We start from the raw sequence: 24,004 nt of genomic DNA on the forward strand, positions 1-24,004 counted from the left end.
CGGGCGGCGCGCCCCCCGCCCCGCCCCCCGCCGCCCCCCCCCCCGCGCGGGCGCGCGCGGCCCCGCCCCCCCCCCCCCCCCCCCCCCCCCCCCCCGCCGCGTGAAACCCGTGCGGACCCTACTCGCCGGTCTTCTCGGCGAGGGTCACCGTGACCGTCTGGGGCTGCCCGTCCCGGACGTAGGACAGGGTCACCCGCTGGCCCGGCTTGAAGCCGCGGACCGCGCCGACCACGGTGGCGGCCTCGTCCACGACCGTGTCGTCGATCTTCGTGATCAGGTCGCCCTGCCTGATGCCCGCCTCGGCCGCGGGGCTGCCCTCGGTGACCTGGCCGACCAGGGCACCGCCCGCGTCGCCGGTGGCGTCGGTCACGCTCACGCCGAGGAAGGCGTGCGAGACCGAGCCGTCCTTGATCAGTTCCTGGGCGACCTGGTTGGCGGTGGTGATGGGGATGGCGAAGCCGACGCCGATGCTGCCCTCGCCGCCGTTGGTGGCGATGGCCGTGTTGATGCCCACCACCTGCCCGGCGGCGTTGACCAGCGCGCCTCCCGAGTTGCCCGGGTTGATCGCTGCGTCGGTCTGGATGGCCCCGCCGATGGTCGTGGGGGCGGCGCCGCCCTGCTGTTCCTGCCCGCCCCAGCCGGGCGGGAGCTGCTGCTGCCCCTGGCCCCCGCCGACGGTCAGCGTGCGGTTCAGCGCGCTGACGATCCCCGCGGTCACCGACCCGGACAGGCCCAGCGGGCTGCCGATGGCCAGGACGGGGTCGCCCACCTTGAGCCGGTCGCTGTCGCCGATCGAGGCCTTGGTGAGGCCGGAGACGCCCTGCGCCTTGATGACCGCGAGGTCGGTGGCCGGGTCGGTGCCGACGATCTCGGCGGTGGCGCTCTTGCCGTCGCTGAACCTGACGGTCACCCGGTTCCCCTCGCCGCCCTGTCCCCCGGCCGCGACCACGTGGTTGTTGGTCAGGATCAGGCCGTCGGAGGAGAGCACCACCCCGGAGCCCTCACCCCCACCGGCGGCGGTCCTGACCTCGATGGACACCACGGACGGCTGGACGGCCTCGGCGATGTCGGCGACCGTCGTCACGTTGCCCACCCGGCTGACGACCGGGCCCGACGACGAGACCGCCGCGACGGGCTCGTTCAGGGCCGTCGCGGCGAAGGCCCCTGCAACCCCGCCGCCGAGGGCCATGGCCGCCAGCGCGAGCCCGGCCCCCACCTTCTGTCCCGCGCTCAGCCGCCCCCGCGGCGCGGGCGCCCCACCGGACGCGCCGTGGGCGCCCCAGGCCCCGGGCGTCCCGTGCCCCCCGTACCCGCCGTGCCCGCCGGTGTGCCCGGGAGCGTCGGCGCCGAGGTGCTCGGGCACCGGGTGGATCAGCGTCGGCTGCGGCGCGGTGTCGTCGGTACGGGAGCGGTAGGCCCCGGCCCGCGGCGGTTCCTTGCCGAACTGGGTCCATCCGTCGTTCCGGGGGGTCGCCTCGGTCGGTGTGGCCTGCTGCTCGTTCCTTGTCGGGTCCATGTCTTCCCCCACGTCCCACATCCCCCCGGTTCGACGGGGTGGAAACCGGTGTCCACCGGTTGAGGAAAAGCATGCCCGACGACGCGTAAGACCTGGTTAAGCGTGTGATCGGGATGATCGCCTTCTCCTGACAACGGCTTTATCAGCCGTGCTCGGAGCCCTGTCCGAGGCCGGAGATCGGGCCCGGGAAATTCTCCGGGACGGCCGCGGAGCCGGTGACCGGGCCCGTCGGCGCGGGCACGGGACGCGCCCGGGCCCGCCTCGTTCCTCCGTCCCGCCGTCCGCGGACGCCCGCCTCCGCCCCCGTCCGGCGCGGTCCGGCCCGGCCCGGCCCCGGTCACGATCGGGGCCGGGCGGGGGCGCGACGGCCGAAGGCCCGGAGGCCGGACAGGGGCGCGACGTGACGGCCGGGTGCCCGCCGGAGAGCCGGTCGGTGCCCGCTAGAAGGTGAAGCCCTGATCCGTGCCGTTCCCCTGCGTTCTCTCCAGTTCGGCGCCCAGGCCGGGCACCAGGCGTTCGAGGGCCTCGTGCCATTCCCGATGACGTCCGGGGTGTTCCACCATTGCTCCGCACGTCCTGCACATGAGTGGCTGGGGTTGCGTCATGTGAGATCCCTCCGGGATAGACGACCGACGGCACCGGCCCACGGCGGTACGACGCCTTCCCGAACGCCTTTCCGCCGGACCCGGTTGAACGGATCTTCCCTTTCGGGCGGGTCCGGAACCGGATGTTCGGGGACGCTTTCTCCCGTACGGGCTACGCGCGAGCCGGTGAGAACCGCGGGGAGCACCGGGATCCGTCCCCGCCCGTACCGGGAACACGGTCAGGACGACGGCGTGGCGGGCCAGTACTCGTCGCGCAGCAGGCGCTTGTAGAGCTTCCCCGTCGGGTGCCGGGGCAGCGCGTCGCGGAAGTCCACCGACCGGGGGCACTTGTAGACCGCCAGGTGGGCCTGGCAGTACTCGATCAGCTCGGCCTCCAGCCCGGGGCCGGCCATGTCCATGGAGGCCGGCTGGACGACGGCCTTGACCTGCTCGCCCAGCTCCTCGTCGGGTACGCCGAAGACGGCCACGTCCGCCACCTTGGGGTGGACGGACAGGACGTTCTCGGCCTCCTGCGGGTAGACGTTGACCCCGCCACAGATGATCATGTACGAGCGGCGGTCGGTGAGGTAGAGGAAGCCCTCCTCGTCGACGTAGCCGATGTCCCCCAGGGTCGTCCAGCCCCGGCCGAGCGGGTCGCGGGAGGACATCGTCTTGGCCTCGTCGCCGTGGTAGACGAACTGGGGGCCGTCGGAGAAGTAGACCGTGCCGTGCTCGCGCGGGGGCAGTTCGTTGCCCTCCTCGTCGCAGATGTGGACGACGCCGAGCAGCGGGCGGCCGACGGTGCCCTTGTGCTCCAGCCAGTCCTTCGAGCCGACGTACAGGAAGCCGTTGCCCTCGGTCCCGGCGTAGTACTCGTGGACGATCGGCCCCCACCAGTCGATCATCCGCTCCTTGACCGGGATCGGGCAGGGGGCGGCGGCGTGGATCGCGCAGGCCAGCGACGACAGGTCGTAGCGGGCGCGGGTCTCGTCGGGCAGCTTGAGCATCTTGATGAACATGGTCGGCACCCACTGCGAGTGGGTGACGCGGTGGCGCTCGATGAGCGCGAGCGCCTGCTCGGGGTCGAACCTCTCCATCACCACGATCGTGGCGCCCAGCCGCTGGAAGCTCATGGAGTAGCGCAGCGGGGCCGCGTGGTAGAGCGGCGCCGTGGAGAGGTAGACGCTGTCGGCCGAGGGCGCGAACAGGAACTGGATGAGCTGCAGCAGCGGCCCCGGGGTGTCCAGCGGGGCCGCGGACAGGGCGGGCTTGACGCCCTTGGGACGGCCGGTGGTCCCGGAGGAGTAGAGCATGTCCGCGCCCTGGCACTCGTCCTCGACGGGCGTGGCGGGACGGGCGGCGACCGCCTTCTCGTACGGCTCGAAGCCCGGGACGGTGCCGTCCAGCATGAGCCTGAGTTTGACCCTGGGGGTCAGGTCGGTGACGGAGGCGGCCACGTCCGCGAGCGCGGCCGAGGAGATGAAGACCTGGGCCTCGCAGTTGTCGACGATGTAGGCGAGCTCTTCGGTCTTCAGCCGGGAGCTGATGGCGGTGTAGTAGAGGCCGGAGCGGTGCGCGGCCCAGGCGACGGCCAGGAACAGCGGGTGGTTCTCCAGCATGAAGGCGATGTGGTCGCCCGGCCGCAGCCCGGCGGAGCGGAAGAGGTGGGCCAGGCGGTTGGACTGCTCGTCCAGCTCGCGGTAGGTGACGACCCGCCCGGACTCCGCCATGATCACAGCGGGTTTGTCCGGCGATACTGCTGCGATGGCTCCCGGGTGCATGAAACCGAACATTACTCGGTTCGGGGTGCACTGAGAAGACCCGCACGTCACGGAGCCCGGCCCCCGCGAGGGGACCGGGCTCCGTTCGTCACCGGTGCGGCGGCGTCACGTCACGGGCCGGTCCCGCGCAGGGGCCGGGCTCCGCGTGCCCGAGGATCAGGCGTGGTGGTAGACGGGCTTCCAGCCGCTCTGGTAGCCGTTGGGGTGGCCGTGGTGCCCGCGGCTCACCTTGACGTAGATGTGCTCGGCGTTCTTGCCCTCGAAGGAGTAGGAGGCCGGCTTCTTCGAGCAGTTCTTGAAGCGGGTGACGTCGGTCGAGCCGTCGAAGTTCACGACCTTGAAGGTCTCCCACGCGCAGGAGTGCTTCGACCTGCCCCACCACTTGTGGTTGGTGAGCGTGCTGTCGACGGTGTAGTGGTATTCGTGCACCCACTTCCACTGGTGCTTCTTGTACCACTTCTTCACCCAGACGCACTTCTTCTTGCCGTGGTACCAGCCGCACTTCTTGACGAGCTTGGAGTACTTCTTCCAGTACCAGTGCTTGACGGCCTTCTTCTCCACGGTGACCTTGCCTTCGGCCTCCGCCCTCTCGTCACCGGAGGTGTAGGGCCCCCAGGTGTCGGAGAAGTAGGGAGCCGTCACGGCGGCGTTCTGGACGGGGGCGGCGGTCTCGGCGTTGGCCATCGCCGGGGCGCCCGTCGCGAGCAGGGCCGCCGCTCCGGCGCCCAGAATGATTCGGGTGGCGAATCGCATGTGAGGGGTTCCTCTCGGGTGTGAGGATTTTGTCTCCCCTGTTGTACGACGTCCCGATTGCCCGTTACTTTCACTTCGCTTGAAACCCGAGGTCACTCCATTGATCACTTTCCTTTTTGCTGGACAAATCCCGGAATATCGCTAAAAGGCGGCCCGGTCGCGGTCGGCCGGAGCGGCGGGATTCCCCCTGCGGGACGACGGACGGCCCGTCCCCCGGGCGATCTCCCAGGGGGACGGGCCGTCACGGTGACCACGGGATCAGGCGGCGGTGCGCTCGCTCGTCCCGGTCGTCCCGGCCGTCCGAGCCGGGGTGAGCGCGATGGCCAGGACCTCGCGCACGTCGCTCACCGTGTGCACGGTGAGCTCGTCGCGCACGGCCTGCGGCACGTCGTCCAGGTCGGGCTCGTTGCGCGCCGGGATCAGCACGGTGGTGATGCCCGCCCGGTGGGCGGCCAGCAGCTTCTGCTTGACCCCGCCGATCGGCAGCACCCGGCCGGTGAGGGAGACCTCGCCGGTCATCGCCACGTCGGCGCGGACCTGCCGCCCGGACAGCAGCGAGGCCAGGGCCGTGATCAGGGTGACGCCCGCGGACGGGCCGTCCTTGGGAACGGCTCCGGCCGGGAAGTGGACGTGCACCGAGCGGTCCTTGAGGGACCCGACCGGCAGCTCCAGCTCCGCGCCGCGCGAGCGCAGGTAGGACAGGGCGATCCTGGCCGACTCCTTCATGACGTCGCCGAGCTGGCCGGTCAGGGTCAGGCCGGTGTCGCCGGTCTCGGGGTCGGCCAGGGACGCCTCCACGTAGAGGACGTCGCCGCCCGCCCCGGTGACCGCCAGCCCGGTGGCCACGCCGGGCACCGCCGTACGCTGGCTGGACTCGGGAAGCGAGGACTCCGGCACGTGACGCGGGCGTCCCAGGTAGGGCACGAGGTCGCCCACCTGCACGGGCAGCTCGCCCTCGCCGAGGGCGACGTTGGCCGTCACCTTGCGCAGGATCCTGGCGATCGAGCGCTCCAGCGACCGGACCCCGGCCTCGCGGGTGTACTCCCCGGCGAGCGAGCGCAGCGCGTCCTCGCCGATGACGACGTCCTCGGCGGTGAGGCCGGCCTTGTCGAGCTGGCGCGGGAGCAGGTGGTCGCGTGCGATGGCGACCTTCTCGTCCTCGGTGTAGCCGTCCAGCGTGACGATCTCCATGCGGTCCAGCAGCGGGCCGGGCACGGACTCCAGCACGTTGGCGGTCGCCAGGAACAGCACGTCGCTCAGGTCGAGCTCGACCTCCAGGTAGTGGTCGCGGAAGGTGTGGTTCTGCGCCGGGTCGAGCACCTCCAGCAGCGCGGCCGTCGGGTCGCCCCGGTAGTCGGAGCCGACCTTGTCGATCTCGTCGAGCAGCACGACCGGGTTCATCGAGCCGGCCTCGCGGATGGCCCGGACGATCCGGCCGGACTGCGCGCCGACGTAGGTGCGCCGGTGGCCGCGGATCTCGGCCTCGTCGCGGACGCCGCCGAGGGCGACGCGGACGAACGTACGGCCCATGGCGCGGGCCACGGACTCGCCGAGCGAGGTCTTGCCGACCCCGGGGGGACCGGCCAGCGCGAGCACGGCTCCGCTGCGGCGCCCGCCGACCACGCCCAGGCCCTTCTCGGCCCTGCGCCCGCGGACGGCCAGGTACTCGATGATGCGGTCCTTGACGTCGTCGAGGCCGGTGTGGTCGGCGTCCAGGACGGCGCGGGCCGCGGCGATGTCATAGGAGTCCTCGGTCCGCTCGTTCCAGGGGATGTCCAGGACGGTGTCGAGCCAGGTGCGGATCCAGCCGGTCTCGGGAGACTGGTCGGAGGTCCGCTCCAGCTTGTCGACCTCCTTGAGCGCGGCCTCGCGCACCTTGGCGGGCAGGTCGGCGGCCTCGACGCGGGCGCGGTAGTCCTCCTCCTCGGAGGCGGAGGTGTCGCCGTTGAGCTCGGCGAGCTCCTTGCGGACCGCGGCCAGCTGCTGGCGGAGCAGGAACTCGCGCTGCTGCTTCTCCATGCCCTCCTGGACGTCCTTGCGGATCGTCTCGGCCACGTCGAGCTCCGCCAGGTGCTCGCGCGACCACTCGACCAGCATCGCGAGGCGGTCGGCCGGGTCGGCGGTCTGCAGGATCTCGGCCTTGCGCGGGGTGCTCAGCCAGGGGGCGTAGCCGGAGTTGTCGGCCAGCACCGAGGGGTCGCTCATCTGGTTGACCGCGTCGACGACCTGCCAGGCGCCCCGCTTCTGCAGGATCGTGGTGGCCAGCGCCTTGTACTCCTTGGCGAGCTCGTGGGCCCGCTCACCGGCCGCGATCACGGGAATGACCGTGGCCTCCACCCACAGGGCCGCACCCGGGCCGGTCGTGCCGGTGCCCACCCGCACCCGGTCGGCACCCCGCACCACGGCCGCGGGCTCCCCTCCGGGAAGCCTTCCCACCTGCTCGACGATCGCCCGCACGCCCACCGAACCGTACCGGCCGTCGATCCGGGGAACGAGCAGGACCTCGGGCTTGTTCTCGGCGAGAGCCTGCGCCGCGTCGATCGCGGCCCGGACCTCGGGCTCGGACAGGTCAAGCGGGACCACCATGCCCGGCAGCACGACCTCGTCGTCGAGCGGCAGGACCGGGAGGATCAAGCTCTCACTCATGTGAACTCCAAGGGTTGAGTTATACAGGCTCAATTAATGGGAGCCCCAGAATGTTCCCGAGGATGAGCGTGTTCACTGTGAGCGATCGTAATGATGTAATCGCAAGCCTTGGAGCCGCCTCCCCGGCCCGGGAACCACGAGTGAGCCACCGCTCTCACCCAGGGAGGCACCGGGGTGACCGGCCCTCTCACCCCAGGGGGTGACCTGCGGCGTCACCCTGCGGGGTGAGGCGGGGCGCGGCCGGGCTGCCTAAGCTGACCGGGTGACTTCCCGTCCTCCCCGGCAGCGTGCGCGTGCGGCCCGCCAGGGCGTCCTGGGGCTGATCACCCCGCTCGTCGAGGCGGCGGTGACCGGGGTGCCCGATCCGGCCCGGCCCCGGACCGGCCGGCTCAACGCGCGGGTGCCCCACTTCCTGGGGGTGCTGCCGTTCCGGACCGTCGACCTGGTCCTGCTGGCCGACCTGGCCCTGACCTTCCTGCTGTTCCAGACGGGGTTCATCCGCTTCAAGGAGCTCGCGGCCGAGACGCACTCTCCCATGGACGTGCAGGGGCTCGCGTTCGTGGCCGCGGCCTTCTCCCTGCCGCTCGCGCTGCGCCATCGCTGGCCCCTGGCCGCCTGGCGGTCGGCGGCGCTGCTGATGCCGTTGGGCACGGACATCTCCCGGCAGTTCCTCGGCATTCCGTACACCTCGGCCGCCGCGGTCATGTTCACGCTGGTGGTCTACTCGGTCGCGGTGCGCTGCGATCGGCGCATCACCCTCGGCGTGTGGGGCATCTCGGTCCTGGGCGCCTTGACGATCCACTCCGACTCGCTGGCCGTCGTCACCGTCGTCCTCACCGTGACCGTCCTGTTCGGGCACAACGTCCGCGCCCGGCGGCTGGCCCTCGGCAGGCTCGCCCAGGAGGAGCGGCGCAGCAGGCAGGCGCTGGACGGGCAGGCCGTACTGGAGGAGCGGGCCAGGATCGCCAGGGAGCTGCACGACGTCGTCGCCCACCACATGTCCGTGATCGCCATCCAGGCGGAGGCCGTCCCGCTGCAGGCGGCCGGGGACGCGGCGCGCCTGGAGGAGGGGCTCGGGCAGATCCGCACGCTCTCGCTCACGGCCATGAACGAGATGCGCCGCGTGCTGGGCGTGCTCAGGGACGGCGACGAGAACGGCGACACCGCGCCGCAGCCGGGCCTCGGCCGCCTGGAGGAGCTCGTCGGCACCGCGCGCTCCGCCGGGCTGACCGTGACGCTCCACCTCGGCGGCGACCTGACCGGCCTGCCCACGGCGGTGAGCCTGTCCGCCTACCGGATCGCCCAGGAGTCGCTCAGCAACGCCATGCGGCACGCGCCCGGCTCCACCGTCTCGATCACGATCGTCCGCTCCGGCGCCGAGCTGCGCGTCCAGGTGACGAACACCGCCGGGCACCGCTCCCCCGACCGGCCGGGGCCGGCGGGACACGGCCTGATCGGAATGCGGGAACGCGTGTCCATGCTCGGCGGGAGCCTGTGGATCGGGCCGGTCGGCAACGGGTTCGCGGTCACCGCCATACTGCCGATCATGGAGAAAGCATGACGATCCGGGTGATCATCGCCGACGACCAGGGGATGGTGCGGACGGGTTTCACCGTCTTCCTGAGCGCCCAGCCGGACATCGAGGTCGTGGGAGAGGCCGCCGACGGGCGCGAGGCCGTGGCGCGGGCGGCCGAGCTGCGGCCCGACGTCGTCCTGATGGACGTGCGGATGCCCGTCATGGACGGCCTCGAGGCGACGCGGAGGATCATGGAGGTCACCGACCCCGCGCCGAAGGTCCTGATCCTGACCACGTTCGACCTCGACGACTACGTGTACGAGGCGCTGCGGGCCGGAGCGAGCGGGTTCCTGCTCAAGGACGCCTCGGCGCAGCAGCTCGCCGAGGCGGTCCGGGTGGTGGCCTCCGGGGAGGCCCTGCTGGCGCCCTCGGTGACCCGGCGGCTGATCGCGGAGTTCGCCCGCGTCGGCCCGCACCGGCCGCGCGGGCGGCTGGACGACATCACCGGCCGCGAGACCGAGGTGCTCGCGCTCATCGCGCGGGGCAGGTCCAACCAGGAGATCGCCGAGGAGCTCGTGCTCTCGGAGCAGACCGTCAAGACCCACGTCGGCCGGATCCTGGCCAAGCTGAACCTGCGCGACCGCGCCCAGGCGATCGTGTACGCCTACGAGACCGGGCTGGTCCGCCCGGGGGGGTGACCGCTCCGGCCCGCCCACCACCCGGGCCCGTGTGCCTCCGTGCGCTGCATCCCGCTCGGCCGCGCGCCCGGCCCGTCTCCCCCTCCGGGGGGACCCCCGGGGTGCGTCCCCCGGGGCGATGTGAGTGACCCGCCTGGATTTCTAGCGTTCTGTCCGGTTCCTCGACCGGACAGGAGTTCCCGATGCCCAGCCGCGCGCTCGCCGTGGTCACCGCCGCCACCCTCACCTACGTGCTCGTCCCCGCCCCACCGGGTGACCGGATCATCAAGGTCTACGGCGACCTGCGTACCGCCGAGCACGTCGCGGTCGTCGTCCCGGGCTCCGACACCACGGCCGCCACCTTCGACGGCGGCCGGGCCAAGCCGTACAGCACCCCCGGGGGCGGTGCCCGGGCGGTGCTGGCCGAGGCGCGGGCGCTGGCCCCCGGCGCCCGGCTGGCGGTGGTGGCCTGGCTCGGGTACGACAGCCCGGCCACCGTGAGCCTGGCCGTGCTGACCGGAGGCGCGGCCGAGCGGGGAGCCTCCGACCTGCGGCGGTACGTCACCGAGACGCTCCGGGGCAAGCGGGTCAGCCTGCTGTGCCACAGCTACGGCTCGGTCGTGTGCGCCAAGGCCGCGCCCGGGTCGGGCGTCGCGGACGTGGCCGTCGTCGGCAGTCCCGGCCTGGGCGTCTCCCCTGCCGCCGGGATGGGCGGCGCCCGGCTGTGGGCCGGCAGCGGAGGCGGCGACTGGATGCGGAAGGTCCCCAAGACGCGGATCGGGCCCCTCGGGTTCGGTCCCGACCCGGTGGGACCGGCCTTCGGAGCCCGGACGTTCGCGGCGGGCGCCGCAGGGCACAGCGACTACTTCGCACCGGGCGGGGTGTCCCTGCGCAACCTGACGCTGATCGCCCTCGGCCGGACGGGCGAGGTGACCCGTGGCTGACCTCGTCTCCCGGATCGAGGCGGCCACCCCGGCCGACCGGGACCGGGGCATGGACGCGCTGCGCGCGCTGGCGATCCTCGGGGTGGTCGCCGGGCACTGGCTGGTCACGAGCTGGGTGCACGGCCCCGGCGGGAGGGTGCGCCTGTCCAGCCCGCTCGCCCACCTGCCCGCGCTCACCCCGGCCTCGTGGGTGCTGCAGACGCTGGCGGTCTTCTTCTTCGTGGGCGGGTACGCCGCGGCCCGGAGCCTGAGGCCGGCCGCCGACCGGCACGGCCGACAGGACCCGAAAGACGGGGAGGGCCAGCACGGCCGGGAGGGCCCGAAAGACCGGCACGTCCGGGAAGACGGGTCCCGCCGTCTCCGTGCCAGGATGCGGAGGCTGCTGGGGCCAGCGGTGCCGCTCGTCCTGGTCTGGGCGGGGACGGCTGCCGGGATGGCGCTGCGCGGGACACCGGTGGAGACGATCCGGTCCATGGCGCTGCCCGCGGTCGGGCCGCTGTGGTTCCTGGCCGTCTTCGCCGCGCTGACCGCGGCCACCCCGCTGCTGCTCCGTGTCCGTCCGGGCGTCACGGCCGTGGTGGCGTTCGCGGTCGTGCTCGGGACGGACCTGGTCCGGTTCGGGCTCGGCGGCCCGGCCTGGGTGGGGTGGGCGAACCTGGTGGCCGGCTGGCTGGTGCCGTACGCGCTCGGGATCGCCCTGGCGGGCGGGATGCTCGCCTCGCGCCGGGTGGCGGCGGGGCTGCTGGCCTGTGGGGCGGCCGGGGCGGTGACGCTGGTCGCGGGCTTCGGCTACCCGGCGAGCATGGTGGGGGTGACCGGGGCGGCCGTCTCCAACCTGGGCCCGCCCACGCTCGCCGCGGTCTGCTTCGGGCTGGCCCAGGTGGGGCTGGCGCTGCTGGTACGCGAGCCGCTGACCCGGCTGATGCGCCGTCCCCGGGTGTGGGCCGCGGTGGCGCTGGTGAACCTCTCGGCGATGACGATCTTCCTGTGGCACCAGACGGCACCGTCGCTGATCGCCGTGGCGGCGCTGCGCTTCGGCGACGTCCCCGGCCTGCTGGGCCTTCCCGCCGAACCGGCCTGGATCGCGTACCGGCTGGCCTGGCTTCCGGTGTTCGCGGCGGTCCTCGCGCTCGCCTGGCTCCCACGTCCGGCACCGCGACGGCCGGTACTCGGACGGCCGGTGCCGAAACGACCGGTGCCGGAAGGGCCGGTGCCGGAAGGGCCGGTGCCGGAACGACCGGTGCAGGAACGACCGGTTCTGGAAGGGCCGTCGCCGGGACGGCCGGGGGCCGGGTCCCGCGGACCGGTGTCGGCGGGGCCGGGGCGAGCCGCGGACAGGCCGTGAGCGGCCATGGGGACGGGCCTCAGGAGGTGAAGGCGTACTCGCCGCTCTCTTCGTCCCAGATCAGTGTCTGGTCGTCGACGTGGACGTCCCACTCGGTGCCCGGCAGGGCGGATCTGAGCCGTCCGAGCGTGGAGCCCATGTAGTGCTCCAGCTGCGCGAGCATGGGCTCGATCCCGCAGTCTCCGTGGGAGACCTTGGTGGACCCCTCCAGGACCACGCCGGGGTCCCTGGACCCGTCCATGCCGTAGAAGCCGAACTCCTCGCAGATCTCCCCCGCGTCCGTGACGTACTCGGGGACGATCCCCTCCTCCTTCCAGCCCGGCAGACTCCGGTTCAGCCGCTCGAACAGTTCCGCGTTCTCCTGGAGCAGGATCCCGGAGACCCGGTCCAGCTCCTGCCCGTCGAGCTCGCGGTCACGGCGCGCGGTGTAGTAGATCGAGATTCCCATGTCCATGCCTCCTCGCGGGGCCGTTCCCGGCCCGCCCGCACCGGGTCACCGCGTCGAAGGATAGACCGGCCGCTACGGGGTCGTCGTGGTCGGCTTGACGTGGAGACGGGCTTTTTGTGACACTGTGTCATAAATTTCCCTCGTCGCGGAGTGATCATGAGCGAGCCGCCGTTCTCCGATGTGCTCAGGAACGCCACCTGGGGTGATCACGAGTCCGCCGAGGACGAGAGCTACCTCAAGGCGCTGATGGCCGGCAGCCTCAGCCCCGAGGCCTACGGCGAGATGGTCGCCCAGCACTACTTCGCGTACGTGGCCCTGGAGAGCGCCTCGCGCTCGCTGGCCGGCGACCCCGTCGCGGCACCGTTCGTCGTCCCCGAGCTGTACCGGGAGGAGGCGCTGGTCCGCGACCTGGAGACGATCTACGGATCGGGCTGGCGGTCGAGGATCGAGCCCTCCAAGCCCACCCTGACCCTGGTGGCCCGCATCAACCAGGTCGCCACCTGGCCGGGCGGCTACATCGCCCACCACTACACCCGCTACATGGGCGACCTGTCGGGCGGGCAGTTCATCCGGATCGAGCTGGAGAAGATCTACGGATACCGGCCGGGCGGCGGCGTCGACTTCTACCGCTTCGACGGGATCGGCAGCCTGCCCCGCTTCAAGAACGACTACCGCGCCAGGCTGGACGCGCTGCCGCTGGACGAGGCCGAGAAGCGGCGCCTGATCCGTGAGACCAGGCTGGCCTACCTGCTGAACACCGAGGTCCTGGGCGAGCTCGCCCGGGTGACCCGGCCGGAGTACGCGGCCTGACCACGGCGCCTGACCACGGAGCCGGTGCTGTGCGACCATGGGGCCATGCCCCGGATTTCGGCCGCGACCGTCGGCGAGCACCGCGCCCAGACCCGGGAGCGCATCCTGCGGGCGGTCTCGCGGCTCTCCCGCGACCAGGGCATCGACGCCATCTCCATGACCGAGGTGGCCGGTGAGGCCCAGATCACCCGGACCGTGCTGTACAACTACTTCCCCGACAAGGCGGCGCTGCTGCTCGCCTTCACCGAGCGGGTGACGCACTACTTCATCGAGGCCTACGAGCGGGAGCTGCCCGAGCGGGCCACGCCCGCCGAACGCCTGCGGGTGTTCGTCAGGCTCCAGCTCGACGGGCTGCTCGCCCACCCCCACCCCGGTCCCGCCGACCTGTCCGCCGCGCTGGGCCCGGACGCCTACCAGCGCCTGGCCGACCACGTCGCGCCCATGCAGCGCATCCTGACCGGCATCATCGACAGCGGCGTGGCCTCCGGTGACTTCCACGCCCCCGACGTGACCGCCACCGCCCGGATGATCCTCGCCGTCATCGGCGCCGAACGGGTGCCGCTGCTCAGCGGCGCGGTGACACCGCGGGAGGCCGAGGAGATCGTCTCGGGTTTCGTCCTGCGCGGCCTGAGCCGCCACGCTCCGGAACCCGCCTGACGCCCCGCGCCGGGGCCGGGTGGACCGGACGCGTTCCGGAGCGGTGACGTTCGAGGTCTCCGTCGACGCCGGGCGATCGACGCTGGGGAAGCGGCGCGGGGAGAGCACCGATGAGGAATCGATGCCGGCGGGAAATGTCGGTGGGGGCGGCTAGTTTCTCCTCAACCCCGACGCAAGGAGTCCCAGATGTATCGCCAGGGAGACGTCCTGATCATCCCCGTTCCCGAGGAGGCGGTGCCCGCCTCGGCGCTGTCCTCGCCGTCCGTGCCGCGTGACGCCCGGGGGCGTCTGGTGCTGGCCCTGGGCGAGGCCACCGGTCACGCGCACGCGGTGGTCGGCCCCGGCACCCTGGTGCGCGGCCTGCGTCCGATGGATCCCGACTTCCTGCACGTCCCCTCGGGCGGGCGCGTCGTGCACGAGGAGCACGGCGCCATCCCGCTGCCCAAGGGGTGGTATCGCGTGCAGCGCCAGCGCGAGTACGTGCCGGGCGCCTTCCGCGTCGTCGCCGACTGATCCCACCCGACCGGCCCGTCCGGCTCGTCCGGTCGATCCGCCCGGCCGATCCGCCCGTCCCATCCTGACCGATCCCGCTCGACCGCCCCGCCCACCCCAGGAGCACACGTTGACCGCCATCACCCAGACCTCCGCCCCCGCCGGGCCGGCCGGGCTCCTCACGGCCGAGACCGCCGAGTCGCTGACCTCCTCCGCGCTCAGCTGGGAGGAGGTGGCCTTCCGCCAAGGGCCGGCCGAACGGCCCGCGGCCGAGGAGGGCGTGCGGCTGGCCTACCGGATCGGCGGGCTGCCCGAGCCCGAGAAGATCATCTGGGTCGACTCCCCCGTGGCGGGCGCCAGGGCGATCGTCACGCTCGGTGCCGGCAGGACGGTCCGTGACGCGGTGCGGACCAGGCCCTGGGAGCAGACCAGGGCCGAGGTGCACTCCGCGCTCGGCACCACGGCCTGGCCGCTGGCCTGGTCGCTGACCGGTGACCGTCTCTGGCGGCCGGTGAACCGGCTGGTCACCCAGATCCGCAGGGCCGTGGCCGCGTCGGAGGAGTCGGAGGCCGCCGGGGCCGCGCTGCGCGCCTCGACGCTCGACGCCGTGCTCGGCCAGCACGACGCGCCGTGGCTCTCCCTGTTCGACGCGCTGGGCCGTCCCGAGGTGGCGGGCCTGGTCCAGGTGGCCGAGGCGGCGGGCTGGTGGTGGCCGTTCGAGCGTGTCGCGCTGATCTGCGAGCGGCCGGTGGAGCTGCACCGTGACGACTCCGACAGGCTTCACCGCGGCGAGGGCCCGGCCCTGGTCTATCCGGACGGTTTCGCCCTGCACGCCTGGCACGGCATGCCGGTCCCGGCAGATTTCGGCGCCTCCATCGCGAACCTGACCCCCGCGCGCATCCGGGCCGAGCAGAACGCCGAGCTGCGCAGGGTCATGCTGGAGCACTTCGGCTACGACCGGTACCTCGCCGAGTCCGGCGCCACCCCCGTGCACCGCGACGAGACCGGCGTCCTGTGGCGCATCGAGCTGGGCGAGGACGAGCCGGTGGTGATGGTGGAGGTGGTCAACTCCACCGCCGAGCCCGACGGCACGTTCAACCGCTACTGGCTGCGCGTCCCGCCCGCCACCCGCACCGCCCGCGAGGGCGTGGCATGGACCTTCCAGCTCTCCGAGTCCGACTACCACCCCGAGCGTGAGACCTGACAGGACCGCCCGATCCCCGGCCAGAAGGCCGGTCGGCTCCGCGATCGCCCAGGTCTCCTGCCCGGGTGGCCCATCGGCCTCCCGCCAAGGCGGGTCCACCGCTCCGTCGGTCAGCCGGGCCATCCACCCACTCACCGGTGCGTCGAGCCGTCCGGTCATCGAGCCGTCGAGACCCCAGACCGCCGAGGCGTCGAACCGTCCGGGCGTCGGGGCGTCGAGACCCCGGACCGCCGAGGCGTCGAACCGTCGGGGCGTCGATCAGCCGGGCATCGACCGGCCCGTCCGCTCGAGACGGGCCGGGATCCGTTCCAGGATCCCACCGGCGAAGACGTCGTAGAGACCGGTCGGTTCCAGGTGCACGTACCCGATGTGGCAGTCGCACAACGCCGCCGGGCACGCCCTGGCGCTCGGCCGGAACGTGCCGTCGTAGAGGTTGCCCAGCGTGTCCGGGACGAAGTGGCAGCGCCGCACCGTGCCGTCACCGTCGACGGAGATCACGCTCTCCCCGGTACGGCAGGGCAGCCCGGCGCTGCGGTGCGGCGTCCGGCTGTAGCGGAACAGCGGGTCGACGACCGTCCAGGCGTCCGCCTCCTCGTCGGTGTAGAGGGCGCCCTCGGCGGCGTTCACCCAGAGATAGACCTCGTCGGGAAGGTCCGCCCGCAGGCGACGGGCATGATCGAGGTGCTCGGGCAGCCCGACGATACCGACGCTGAAGCGGACTCCCCGGGCGACCAGGTCCCGGCAGCGGGCGAGGAAACGCTCGTAGCCGACCTGGCCGGGGTGGTAGGTCACCCACAGGGCGAGCGTGTCCAGGTCGGCCTCGGCCAGCCAGTCCGGCCGGCAGCTGAAGTTGGTCTGGATGGCGACCCGGCGTACGTGCGCGAGGTGGCTCAGCCCGACCATCGCCGTGCGGTACCAGGAGCGGACCAGCCCCTCCCCCCACGGGGTGAAGAGCACCGAGACCGGGTGGTCACGACCGGCCACCCAGGCGGTGAAGCGTTCCAGCGCGGCCCGGTCCAGCCTCAGACGGCCGGGGTCGTCGCGCCGTTTGGCGAACGGGCAGTAGGGGCAGTCGTAGTCGCAACTCGCCAGCGGGCCCCGGTACAGGATCGTCAGGTGCCCGGAGTCCCGCCCGCCGACGGACGGCACGGCCGGGGTCGTGGACGGGGCGAGGACCGTGGGTTTTCTGGACGGCGTCACGAGCAGCGGGGACGACACCCTCGGGAGCGCGGGCCTCGGGGACGGTGGCCCGGACACGGGCCCTTCGGGAGCCGGGGCGTCCACCGGATCGGGCATCGTGGTCACCGCTCCCGGTAGCCGGCCATCAGCGTCCGGACCCGGTCGGAGAACAGCGCCGGGCCGATCGCGTCGGAGTGAGCCAGCCCTTCGGCGGTCAGACGGACCCGCCCGGACCTCGTACCGGACCCGGCCGGACCGTCCGCGGCCGGGTGCTCCAGCCAGCCCCGGGCGGCCAGGCGTTCCAGCTCCTCACCGAAGTGGGTCTCCACCTCCGCGCCGAAGCGGTCGCGGTAAGCCGCCCGTTCCAGGCCCTCGGCCTGCAGCAGCGACTGGATCAGGTGGCGACGGCGCCGGTCCTCCTCGTCGAGCGTGAAGCCCACGTTGGCGACCGCGAACTCCTCCGCGGGCAGGCGCACGTAGTCGTCGATGATGCCGCGCACCGCACCGGCGCCGACCGCGTACTCGTAGGAGTAGTGCAGGTCCGAGGTGTAGGACCGGGCGCCGCAGCCGAGCCCGACCATGCCGTCGCTCTGGCAGGTGTACTCGGCCGGGGACGAGCGGCCCGGCAGCCGGAACATCCGCATCGAGACCTGTTCGTACCCGGCGGCGAGCAGGTGGTCACGGCCCTGCCGGTAGAGGGCGAGCCGCTGGTCGTCCCAGTCGCGGGCACGGCGGCCGAGGCCGGTCAGCGGGCGGACGTACAGCGGGTAGAGGTAGATCTCCTCGGGCCTCCAGGCCAGCGCGGCGTCCAGCGAGTACCGCCAGGAGGTCTCGGTCTGCCCGTCGATGCCGTAGATCAGGTCGAGGTTCAGCGTCTCGAACCCGGCCTCCCTGATCCGGCCGAGCGCCGTCTCGACCTCCTGCCGCTTCTGCGGCCTGACCGCCGCGCGGGCCTCGGCGTCGATGAAGCTCTGCACGCCGATCGAGATCCGGGTGGTGCCCCGCTCGACGAGGACCGCCAGCCGGTCGGCCGTGGCGGTCGCCGGGGAGGTCTCCACCGCCAGCGGGACGGCCCGCAGGTCGGCCCCGGTGATCTTCTCGGTGAGGTCGAACATCCGGGTCAGCTCGGCGGCGCTCAGGTAGGTCGGCGTGCCGCCGCCGATGGCCGCCGCCGCGAACCGGGGCCCGGCCAGGGCGTCCCGTACGGCACGGGCCTGGCGTTCCAGCGCGTCGAGGTAGGCGTCGACGAGCTCCTCGGGGGCACCGGTGCGGGTGAAGAGGTTGCAGAACCCGCAGCGCATCTCGCAGAACGGGATGTGCAGGTAGAGGAAGAGGTGCCCCAGGGGCTCGTCGGCCCAGACCCGCTCCAGCGAGGGGCGCGGGTCGAGCGGCCGGTAGGCCGTCTTGTGGGGGTAGGCGTAGACGTACCCCTGGTAGGGGCTCGCGCCCGGATCCGACGTCACCGTCACCGCCATCGCCCCCGCTCCATCGTGAACTCACCGTAGGGCACCGTCCAGACGACCTCGTGGCCGATCCGGTGCCCGACATATCCATCCTCACCGTAGGCGGTGCCGTGGTCGGAGCAGACGATCGCGTACCCCGGCCGCCTCTCGCTCATCAGCGCGAACAGCCTGCCGATGTGCCGGTCGACGTACTCCAGCGCGGCGGCGTGGCTGCGTGGGCCGTCGCCCTGCTCGGGGGTGCCGCCCGGCAGGTGGAACCAGTTGGGCTGGTGCAGCGCCGAGACGTTGACGAACAGGAAGACCGGCCCGTCGGCCCCGGCCACCGCCCGCTCGGCGCAGGCGATCTGCGCCTCGAACGAGGTGGGGGCGGTGACCCCGAACCCCGGTTCCCAGTGGCTCTCGGCGAACAGCGCCGGGAGCGCGGACCCGAGCGGGGTGAGCTTGTTGAAGAACCCGACCCCGCCGACGCAGATCGTGCGGTAGCCGGCCGCGGCCAGCCCGCCGGGCAGGTCCGGTGCGTCGAAGACCCAGGTGCCCGGGGCCGTGGTCTCGCTGCCGGGGAACGCCGCGGCGAACGGCCGCGGATGCGGCCCCGGCGCGGCCGGGGTGGGCAGGAACCCGGCGAGGATCGCCGCGTGCGCGGCGTAGGTGAAGCTGCCCGGGCTGTGCCGGCGCTCCCAGCGCCCGCCCGGCAGCGCCCGGGCCAGGGTGGGCAGCCGTCCGGCCGCGAGCAGTTCCTCGGCCACGTCGTAGCGGAGCGTGTCGAGCGTGACCAGCAGCAGGTCGTGGCTGCCCACGATCTCGTTCATGTCCCGCACGGGGTGGCCTCCCTGCGGGCGGGGACCGCGCGGGCCCACCCCGGTCGGGGCGCCTCGCGCCCGCACGTCTCCTGCCCGGCCCTTTCCGGTCCGGCCGTCCCAGACCCGGCCGTCCCAGACCCGGCCGTCCCGGACCCGTCCCTCCCAGACACTGATGTCTCCCGCTCGGACGTCTCCTGTCCGGCCGTCCCGGACCGGGCCAGGATCGCCCGGACCTGGGCGTCGTAGGTGTCCAGGCCCTCGGCGGCGCCGCCGGGCAGCCCCTGAAGCCGGGGAAGCAGGTCGCCGAACGCGTTGACCTCGGCCACCGCCAAGGTCCGCCAGTCCACGCCGATCATCAGGTCGACCCCCACGGCCAGGCTTCCCGGGAAACAGGCCGCGGCCCGCGCGCAGACGTCCAGCGCCCGCGCCCAGCCCTCGGGACCGAGCCGGGCCCGGACCTCGCCGAGGTCGCCCCGCGAGCCCCCGAGGTGCAGGTTGGTCATGGGGCCGCGCCCGGCCCGGACCACCGCGTGGGTGGGCACGCCGGCCACGACCACCACCCGCAGGTCGATCGCGCGCCCGGCCAGGCTCGCCTTGGGGAACCAGCGCTCGACGTGCAGCCCGTCCGCGGACAGCAGGCCGACGATCAGCGCCAGGTCGCCCTCGTGCTCGTAGGAGCGCAGGCGCAGCGAGTTGTGCAGCTCACCGGCCTCCAGGGCCGCCGAGGTCACCGCCTTGACCTTCGCGCCCCGGGCCTGCAGGGCGATGATCCCGGACGCCGACGAGCCGTGGGCCGGTTTGACGAACACCCGGCCCCATCCGGCCTCGCCCATCCGCCGGCGCAGCTCCCCGTACCCCTCGATCGGGCCGGGAAGGGCCGGGGGCACGGGGACACCGGCGGCCGACAGCCTGGCGTGGCAGAGCCGCTTGTCGAACATCACCGCGATCTCGCCGGTGTCGGCGAGCAGCACGGCGCCGGGCGTCCGGGCGACGGCCTGGCGGATCCGTGCCGTTCCCGCGGTGAAGGCGGCGTACCAGCGGGCCCCGCCGCCGACCCGGGACGGAGCACCCGGGCCGCGCAGCAGCTCGTCCGCCTCGGCGTCCTCGCCCGGCGAGTCGATCCGCACGAGCGTGCCCGGCGCGAGCCGGATCTCCTCGCCGCGCAGCACGGACGTCCACGGCAGCGACGCGGGCTCGGCCAGGCCGTGCCGGGCGCAGGCCTCGGCGAACAGGGTGACCCGCCGCTCCCCGGGGGTGCCGACGACGGCGAGCGCGGTCACTCGGCGACCGCGATGTAGCGCCACTCGCCGTCGGGCTCCTCCTGCTCGGACACGTCGAGCTCGACGCCGGAGCCGGAGAACGTCGCGGTCAGGCGCTCGACCATGGCGGTGGTCATGAAGTGGTGGTGCAGGTCCAGGCGCCGCAGGTGGGTGAGCGGCTGGCCGGAGAGCAGCGCCTCGGCGCCCTCGTCGGTGAGCACGCCCATCGACTGGGCCAGCGACTCCAGCCGCGCCACCACGGGGGCCGAGGCGACCGCGGCGGCGACCTCGTCCTGGATCTCGCTGTTCTGCAGCCCCAGGTGCCTGAGCGCGGGCAGCCGCTCGCCGGACAGGATCGCCTCCAGGTCCGCCACGGTGGAGTCGCCACCGTACTCGCTGGTGCCGAGCCAGAGCTCCAGGTACTCCAGGGCGGGGAGGTCGCTCTGGCCGACCGCCCTGACCACGGCGGCGGGCAGCCCGCCCGCCTCGAAGCGCAGCACTTTCAGGTGCTCGTGCCGGACCGGCCGGAACACCAGCTCGGTGCCGCCGCGGATCTCCAGCCGCTCCAGCAGCGGGAACGCCTCCAGCAGCGGCGTGACGTCGCTCTGCTGGATCCAGGAGATCTCGCACTCCTCCGACGGCATCGCGCCCAGGAAGAGCGAGCGCAGCGCGGGCAGGCGCGACGCGTTCCCGGTCAGCAGCCCGACGATCTCCGCGGAGCTCTCCTCGTAGGCCTCGCCCCACCCGCCGATGATGATCGCCTTGACCTCGGTGGTCTCGACGGTCTCGAAGAACCGCGCGACCTGGTCGGGGAGGCTCTCCTCGGAGTCGTAGACGTCGGCCGACAGACGCCAGGCGGTCTCGCCCGCCACGGGCATGGGGGCGCCCGGCGGGCGCAGGCCCTCGATGGGCAGGCCGGCGTACCGCCCCTTGTAGAGACCGTCGACCTTGTCGTCGAACTCGCTGTGGTCCATGGCAGGCTCCCCTCGGGCGTAAGTGACAGGACCCGTCCTACCAGAGATGCACGACACTTCAGGAATCGCGTGCGCCGGCGGAGTGCTCACGGGCGTCCGCGATGATGAGCGGTATGGACAACGGTCATCTGCGGTTCGGCTCCACGGCGGGACGCTGGGTCCTGCTCACCACCGTGCTCGGCTCGGGCATCGCCCTGCTGGACGGCACGGTCGTCAACGTGGCCCTGCCCGCCCTCGGTGCCGACCTCGACGCCGACATGGCCGGTCTGCAGTGGACGGTCAACGCCTACACCCTCACCCTGGCGGGCCTGATCCTGCTCGGCGGCTCGCTCGGCGACCGCTACGGCAGGCGCCGGATCTTCCTGATCGGGGTGGCCTGGTTCGCCGTGGCGTCGGCCCTGTGCGGCCTGGCGCCGAACGTGGAGACGCTGATCGGGGCCCGCGCGCTCCAGGGCGTCGGCGGGGCACTGCTCACCCCCGGCTCCCTGGCGATCATCCAGGCGTCCTTCGCGCCCGAGGACCGGCCCAGGGCGATCGGGGCGTGGTCGGGCCTGGGCGGGGTGGCCGCGGCCGTCGGCCCGCTGCTCGGCGGGTGGCTGGTGGAGACGGCCGGCTGGCGCTGGGTGTTCCTGATCAACCTGCCGCTGGCCGCGCTCGTGGTGGTGGTCGCGCTGCGGCACGTGCCCGAGAGCAGGAACCCCGGCGCGGAGGGCCGGTTCGACGTGCTGGGCGCGGCGCTGGCGGCGCTGGCGCTGGCCGGGATCACCTACGGCCTGATCGACCTGGAGGTCGTCCCGATCGTGGTGGGCGTGCTGCTGGGGGCGGCCTTCGTCTGGGTGGAGATCAGGCGCTCGCCCCGGGCGCTGGTGCCGGTCGACGTCTTCGCCTCCCGGGTGTTCACCGCGGTCAACGTCGTCACGTTCGTCATGTACGCCGCCATGGGCGTGGTCTTCTTCCTGCTGGTCGTCCAGTTGCAGGTGTCGTCGGGCTTCTCGCCGCTGGCCGCCGGGTCCTCGATGATCCCGGTGACGATCCTGATGCTGCTGCTGTCGTCGCGGGCGGGCGAGCTGGCCAGGAGGGTCGGGCCGCGGCTGCCGATGACGGCCGGCCTGGTGATCTGCGCGGGGGCCCTGCTGCTGATGTCGCGGATCGGCCCCGGCTCGTCGTACGTGGTGGACGTGCTGCTCCCTGCGGCGCTGTTCGGCCTGGGGCTCTCCGCGGCGGTGGCGCCGCTCACCGCGACCGTGCTGGCCACCGCCGCCGAGCGGCACGCCGGGGTGGCCAGCGGCGTCAACAACGCCGTCGCCAGGACCGGCGGGCTGCTCGCGGTGGCCGCGATCCCGCCGCTGGTCGGGCTGACCGGCACCGCCTTCACCTCCCCGGAGATCTTCACCGCCGGGTTCCGCACGACGATGCTGGTCAGCGCGGCCATGCTGGGCCTGTCCGCGCTGATCACCCTCCTCACCATCCGGGAGAACGTGCTGGTCCGGCCGGAGCACAGGATGAACTGCCCGGTGACGGCTCCCGATCCGGGCAGGTGAGCCGCCCGGGACGGGCGGCCGCGGGCCCGCGCCGGGACGGGCACGGGCCGAGGCGGGCACGGGCCCGAGGAGGTGCCGGGAGCGGACGGGACGAGGGGCTCCGGAAGGCGGCGGGGCCCTCCCGGAAGGGCGTCCTCAGAAGGTGAACGCCTGGCTGCGGACGCTGTTGTCGAAGTTGGACACCAGCAGCTCGGGCTCGCCGACCGACCGGATCTCCGGCAGCCTGGTGAACAGCTCGCGGAACATGGTCCGGATCTCCTGCCGGGCGAGGTTGGCGCCCAGGCAGAAGTGCGGGCCGGGACCGCCGAAGCCCACGTGGGGTTTGGTGTCGCGGGTGATGTCGAACCGGTCGGGGTCGGGGAAGACGCTCTCGTCGCGGTTGGCCGAGCCGTAGAAGAGCACGACCTTGTCCCCCGCCTTGAGGTGCAGGCCCCGCAGGTCGTGGTCCTCGGTGACGGTGCGGCGGAACTGCATGATCGGGGAGATGTAGCGGACCATCTCCTCGATGGCGCCGCCGATGCGCGCGTCGAAGTCCTCGGTCAGCAGCCGCCGCTGCTCGGGGTTGTCGGTCAGCAGCTTGATGCCGTGCGCCATGGTGTTGCGGGCCGTCTCGTTCCCCGCCACCAGCAGCAGTGTGAAGAACGACCCGAGCTCGCGGTCGGTCAGCCGCTCGCCGTCGACGTTCGCGGTGACCAGCGCCGACACCAGGTCGCCGCGCGGCTGCCCGGCGCGTTCCCTGCCCAGGTCGATCACCAGGCGCTGCAGGGCGAGCAGCGCGAGCGTGTTCTGCGCGGCCATCCTGACGGTCTGCGCCAGGCTGGGCCGCACGCCGGAGTAGGCGGTGGAGATGTCGACGTGCCTGTGGACCCTGGCCCGCACGTCGTCGGGGACGCCCATCATGTCGCAGATGACGTGGATGGGGAGTTTCGCGGCCACCTGGCCGACGAAGTCACCGGGCCCGGAGGCCGTGACGTCGTCGACGATCCGCGCGCACGCGGCGTCGATGTCGTCCTGCAGGCCGGCCAGCATCTTCGGGCTGAACGCGCGCGAGACGATGCGCCGGAGCCGGGCGTGCCGGGGGTCGTCCATGTTGACCATGGACTCGCCGAACACGTGCTTGACCCAGCCGGGCGGCTCGGGACTGGTCACGCCCGGCTCGCTGGAGAACACCTTGGCGTTGCGGCTGGCCTCGACCACGTCGGCGTGCCGGACCAGCGCGTAGAACCCCTTGCCCGAACGGAGCAGCGGGACCCGCTTCTCCTCGAAGAACACCGGCCGGTCCAGCTGCCGGAGCCGCGCGAACGCCTCGTGCCGCTCCTTGAGCGGCCGCCGCCAGAACCCCAGGTCGGCCAGGTCGATTTCCATGCGCCAATCCTGGCATGTTCTCTACGCGTACCGGCCATGTGAACGTCACG

21 protein-coding genes are annotated in these 24,004 nt (G+C 72.9%); 9 read left to right on the forward strand and 12 right to left on the reverse strand.

What is annotated here, in order from left to right:
- Positions 1–118: 118 nt before the first annotated feature.
- The 5 genes from ACIBCT_RS29490 to lon form a co-directional block, all read right to left on the reverse strand.
- Positions 119–1,516: a S1C family serine protease gene (locus tag ACIBCT_RS29490; protein WP_399194043.1), complete on the reverse strand. Its 1,398-nt coding sequence runs from the start codon at positions 1,514–1,516 to the stop codon at positions 119–121.
- A gap of 440 nt (positions 1,517–1,956) precedes the next feature.
- On the reverse strand, positions 1,957–2,079 hold the full coding sequence (locus ACIBCT_RS29495; RefSeq protein ID WP_399194045.1) for a hypothetical protein: 123 nt from the start codon (positions 2,077–2,079) through the stop codon (positions 1,957–1,959).
- A gap of 260 nt (positions 2,080–2,339) precedes the next feature.
- The gene (locus ACIBCT_RS29500) at positions 2,340–3,893 is read right to left on the reverse strand and encodes an acyl-CoA synthetase (RefSeq protein ID WP_399194047.1); all 1,554 of its coding nucleotides are present in this window, start codon (positions 3,891–3,893) and stop codon (positions 2,340–2,342) included.
- A gap of 144 nt (positions 3,894–4,037) precedes the next feature.
- Entirely contained in the window at positions 4,038–4,634 is a 597-nt protein-coding gene (locus ACIBCT_RS29505) for a hypothetical protein (RefSeq protein WP_399194049.1), read from the reverse strand.
- Positions 4,635–4,892: 258 nt separating this feature from the next.
- Positions 4,893–7,280, reverse strand: coding sequence for an endopeptidase La (lon, locus tag ACIBCT_RS29510; protein ID WP_399194051.1), 2,388 nt, complete (start codon positions 7,278–7,280; stop codon positions 4,893–4,895).
- A 262-nt stretch (positions 7,281–7,542) separates the two neighbouring features.
- Between lon and ACIBCT_RS29515 the strand changes: the two genes are divergently transcribed.
- The 4 genes from ACIBCT_RS29515 (at position 7,543) to ACIBCT_RS29530 (ending at position 11,762) form a co-directional block, all read left to right on the forward strand.
- A complete protein-coding gene (locus ACIBCT_RS29515) occupies positions 7,543–8,841 on the forward strand; it encodes a sensor histidine kinase (RefSeq protein WP_399194053.1) in 1,299 nt (432 codons plus the stop codon).
- Complete coding sequence (locus tag ACIBCT_RS29520) at positions 8,838–9,494, forward strand: response regulator (RefSeq protein ID WP_399194055.1); 657 nt, start codon at positions 8,838–8,840, stop codon at positions 9,492–9,494. Before ACIBCT_RS29515 ends, ACIBCT_RS29520 begins: the two co-directional genes overlap by 4 nt.
- A gap of 182 nt (positions 9,495–9,676) precedes the next feature.
- Positions 9,677–10,417 carry an alpha/beta hydrolase gene (locus ACIBCT_RS29525; RefSeq protein ID WP_399194057.1) on the forward strand — a complete coding sequence of 247 codons (741 nt, stop codon included), beginning with the start codon at positions 9,677–9,679 and terminating at the stop codon, positions 10,415–10,417.
- Positions 10,410–11,762 carry an acyltransferase family protein gene (locus tag ACIBCT_RS29530; RefSeq protein WP_399194059.1) on the forward strand — a complete coding sequence of 451 codons (1,353 nt, stop codon included), beginning with the start codon at positions 10,410–10,412 and terminating at the stop codon, positions 11,760–11,762. The genes ACIBCT_RS29525 and ACIBCT_RS29530 overlap by 8 nt, the downstream gene beginning before the upstream one ends.
- Before the next feature lie 19 nt (positions 11,763–11,781).
- Here the strand turns inward: ACIBCT_RS29530 and ACIBCT_RS29535 are convergent, their stop codons facing one another.
- Positions 11,782–12,210, reverse strand: coding sequence for a hypothetical protein (locus ACIBCT_RS29535; protein WP_399194061.1), 429 nt, complete (start codon positions 12,208–12,210; stop codon positions 11,782–11,784).
- Between the two features lie 156 nt (positions 12,211–12,366).
- On the opposite strand from ACIBCT_RS29535, the gene ACIBCT_RS29540 reads away from it, so the two are divergent.
- The 4 genes from ACIBCT_RS29540 (at position 12,367) to ACIBCT_RS29555 (ending at position 15,373) form a co-directional block, all read left to right on the forward strand.
- Entirely contained in the window at positions 12,367–13,020 is a 654-nt protein-coding gene (locus tag ACIBCT_RS29540; RefSeq protein ID WP_399194062.1) for a heme oxygenase (biliverdin-producing), read from the forward strand.
- Positions 13,021–13,065: 45 nt separating this feature from the next.
- Positions 13,066–13,677 carry a TetR/AcrR family transcriptional regulator gene (locus ACIBCT_RS29545; RefSeq protein WP_399194064.1) on the forward strand — a complete coding sequence of 204 codons (612 nt, stop codon included), beginning with the start codon at positions 13,066–13,068 and terminating at the stop codon, positions 13,675–13,677.
- A gap of 186 nt (positions 13,678–13,863) precedes the next feature.
- A complete protein-coding gene (locus tag ACIBCT_RS29550) occupies positions 13,864–14,190 on the forward strand; it encodes a hypothetical protein (RefSeq protein ID WP_399194066.1) in 327 nt (108 codons plus the stop codon).
- 109 nt (positions 14,191–14,299) lie between these two features.
- On the forward strand, positions 14,300–15,373 hold the full coding sequence (locus ACIBCT_RS29555; protein WP_399194068.1) for a DUF6745 domain-containing protein: 1,074 nt from the start codon (positions 14,300–14,302) through the stop codon (positions 15,371–15,373).
- Positions 15,374–15,631: 258 nt separating this feature from the next.
- Here the strand turns inward: ACIBCT_RS29555 and ACIBCT_RS29560 are convergent, their stop codons facing one another.
- From ACIBCT_RS29560 to ACIBCT_RS29580, 5 genes are all read right to left on the reverse strand, one after another.
- Complete coding sequence (locus tag ACIBCT_RS29560; protein WP_399194333.1) at positions 15,632–16,522, reverse strand: STM4011 family radical SAM protein; 891 nt, start codon at positions 16,520–16,522, stop codon at positions 15,632–15,634.
- Positions 16,523–16,674: 152 nt separating this feature from the next.
- The gene (locus ACIBCT_RS29565) at positions 16,675–18,027 is read right to left on the reverse strand and encodes an STM4012 family radical SAM protein (RefSeq protein ID WP_399194070.1); all 1,353 of its coding nucleotides are present in this window, start codon (positions 18,025–18,027) and stop codon (positions 16,675–16,677) included.
- Complete coding sequence (locus tag ACIBCT_RS29570) at positions 18,018–18,824, reverse strand: STM4013/SEN3800 family hydrolase (RefSeq protein WP_399194072.1); 807 nt, start codon at positions 18,822–18,824, stop codon at positions 18,018–18,020. The genes ACIBCT_RS29565 and ACIBCT_RS29570 overlap by 10 nt, the downstream gene beginning before the upstream one ends.
- Positions 18,821–20,095, reverse strand: a complete 1,275-nt coding sequence (locus ACIBCT_RS29575) for an STM4014 family protein (protein WP_399194074.1) — start codon at positions 20,093–20,095, stop codon at positions 18,821–18,823. Before ACIBCT_RS29575 ends, ACIBCT_RS29570 begins: the two co-directional genes overlap by 4 nt.
- Positions 20,092–21,048: an STM4015 family protein gene (locus ACIBCT_RS29580; protein WP_399194076.1), complete on the reverse strand. Its 957-nt coding sequence runs from the start codon at positions 21,046–21,048 to the stop codon at positions 20,092–20,094. The genes ACIBCT_RS29575 and ACIBCT_RS29580 overlap by 4 nt, the downstream gene beginning before the upstream one ends.
- A 113-nt stretch (positions 21,049–21,161) precedes the next feature.
- On the opposite strand from ACIBCT_RS29580, the gene ACIBCT_RS29585 reads away from it, so the two are divergent.
- Positions 21,162–22,589, forward strand: coding sequence for an MFS transporter (locus ACIBCT_RS29585; RefSeq protein WP_399194078.1), 1,428 nt, complete (start codon positions 21,162–21,164; stop codon positions 22,587–22,589).
- Between the two features lie 135 nt (positions 22,590–22,724).
- Here the strand turns inward: ACIBCT_RS29585 and ACIBCT_RS29590 are convergent, their stop codons facing one another.
- Positions 22,725–23,954 (reverse strand): cytochrome P450, encoded by a 1,230-nt coding sequence (locus ACIBCT_RS29590; protein ID WP_399194080.1) that lies wholly within the window; start codon positions 23,952–23,954, stop codon positions 22,725–22,727.
- Positions 23,955–24,004: the final 50 nt, after the last annotated feature.

This window comes from Streptosporangium sp. NPDC050855, from assembly GCF_044456585.1.
In the GTDB taxonomy this organism is placed as follows: domain Bacteria; phylum Actinomycetota; class Actinomycetes; order Streptosporangiales; family Streptosporangiaceae; genus Streptosporangium; species Streptosporangium longisporum.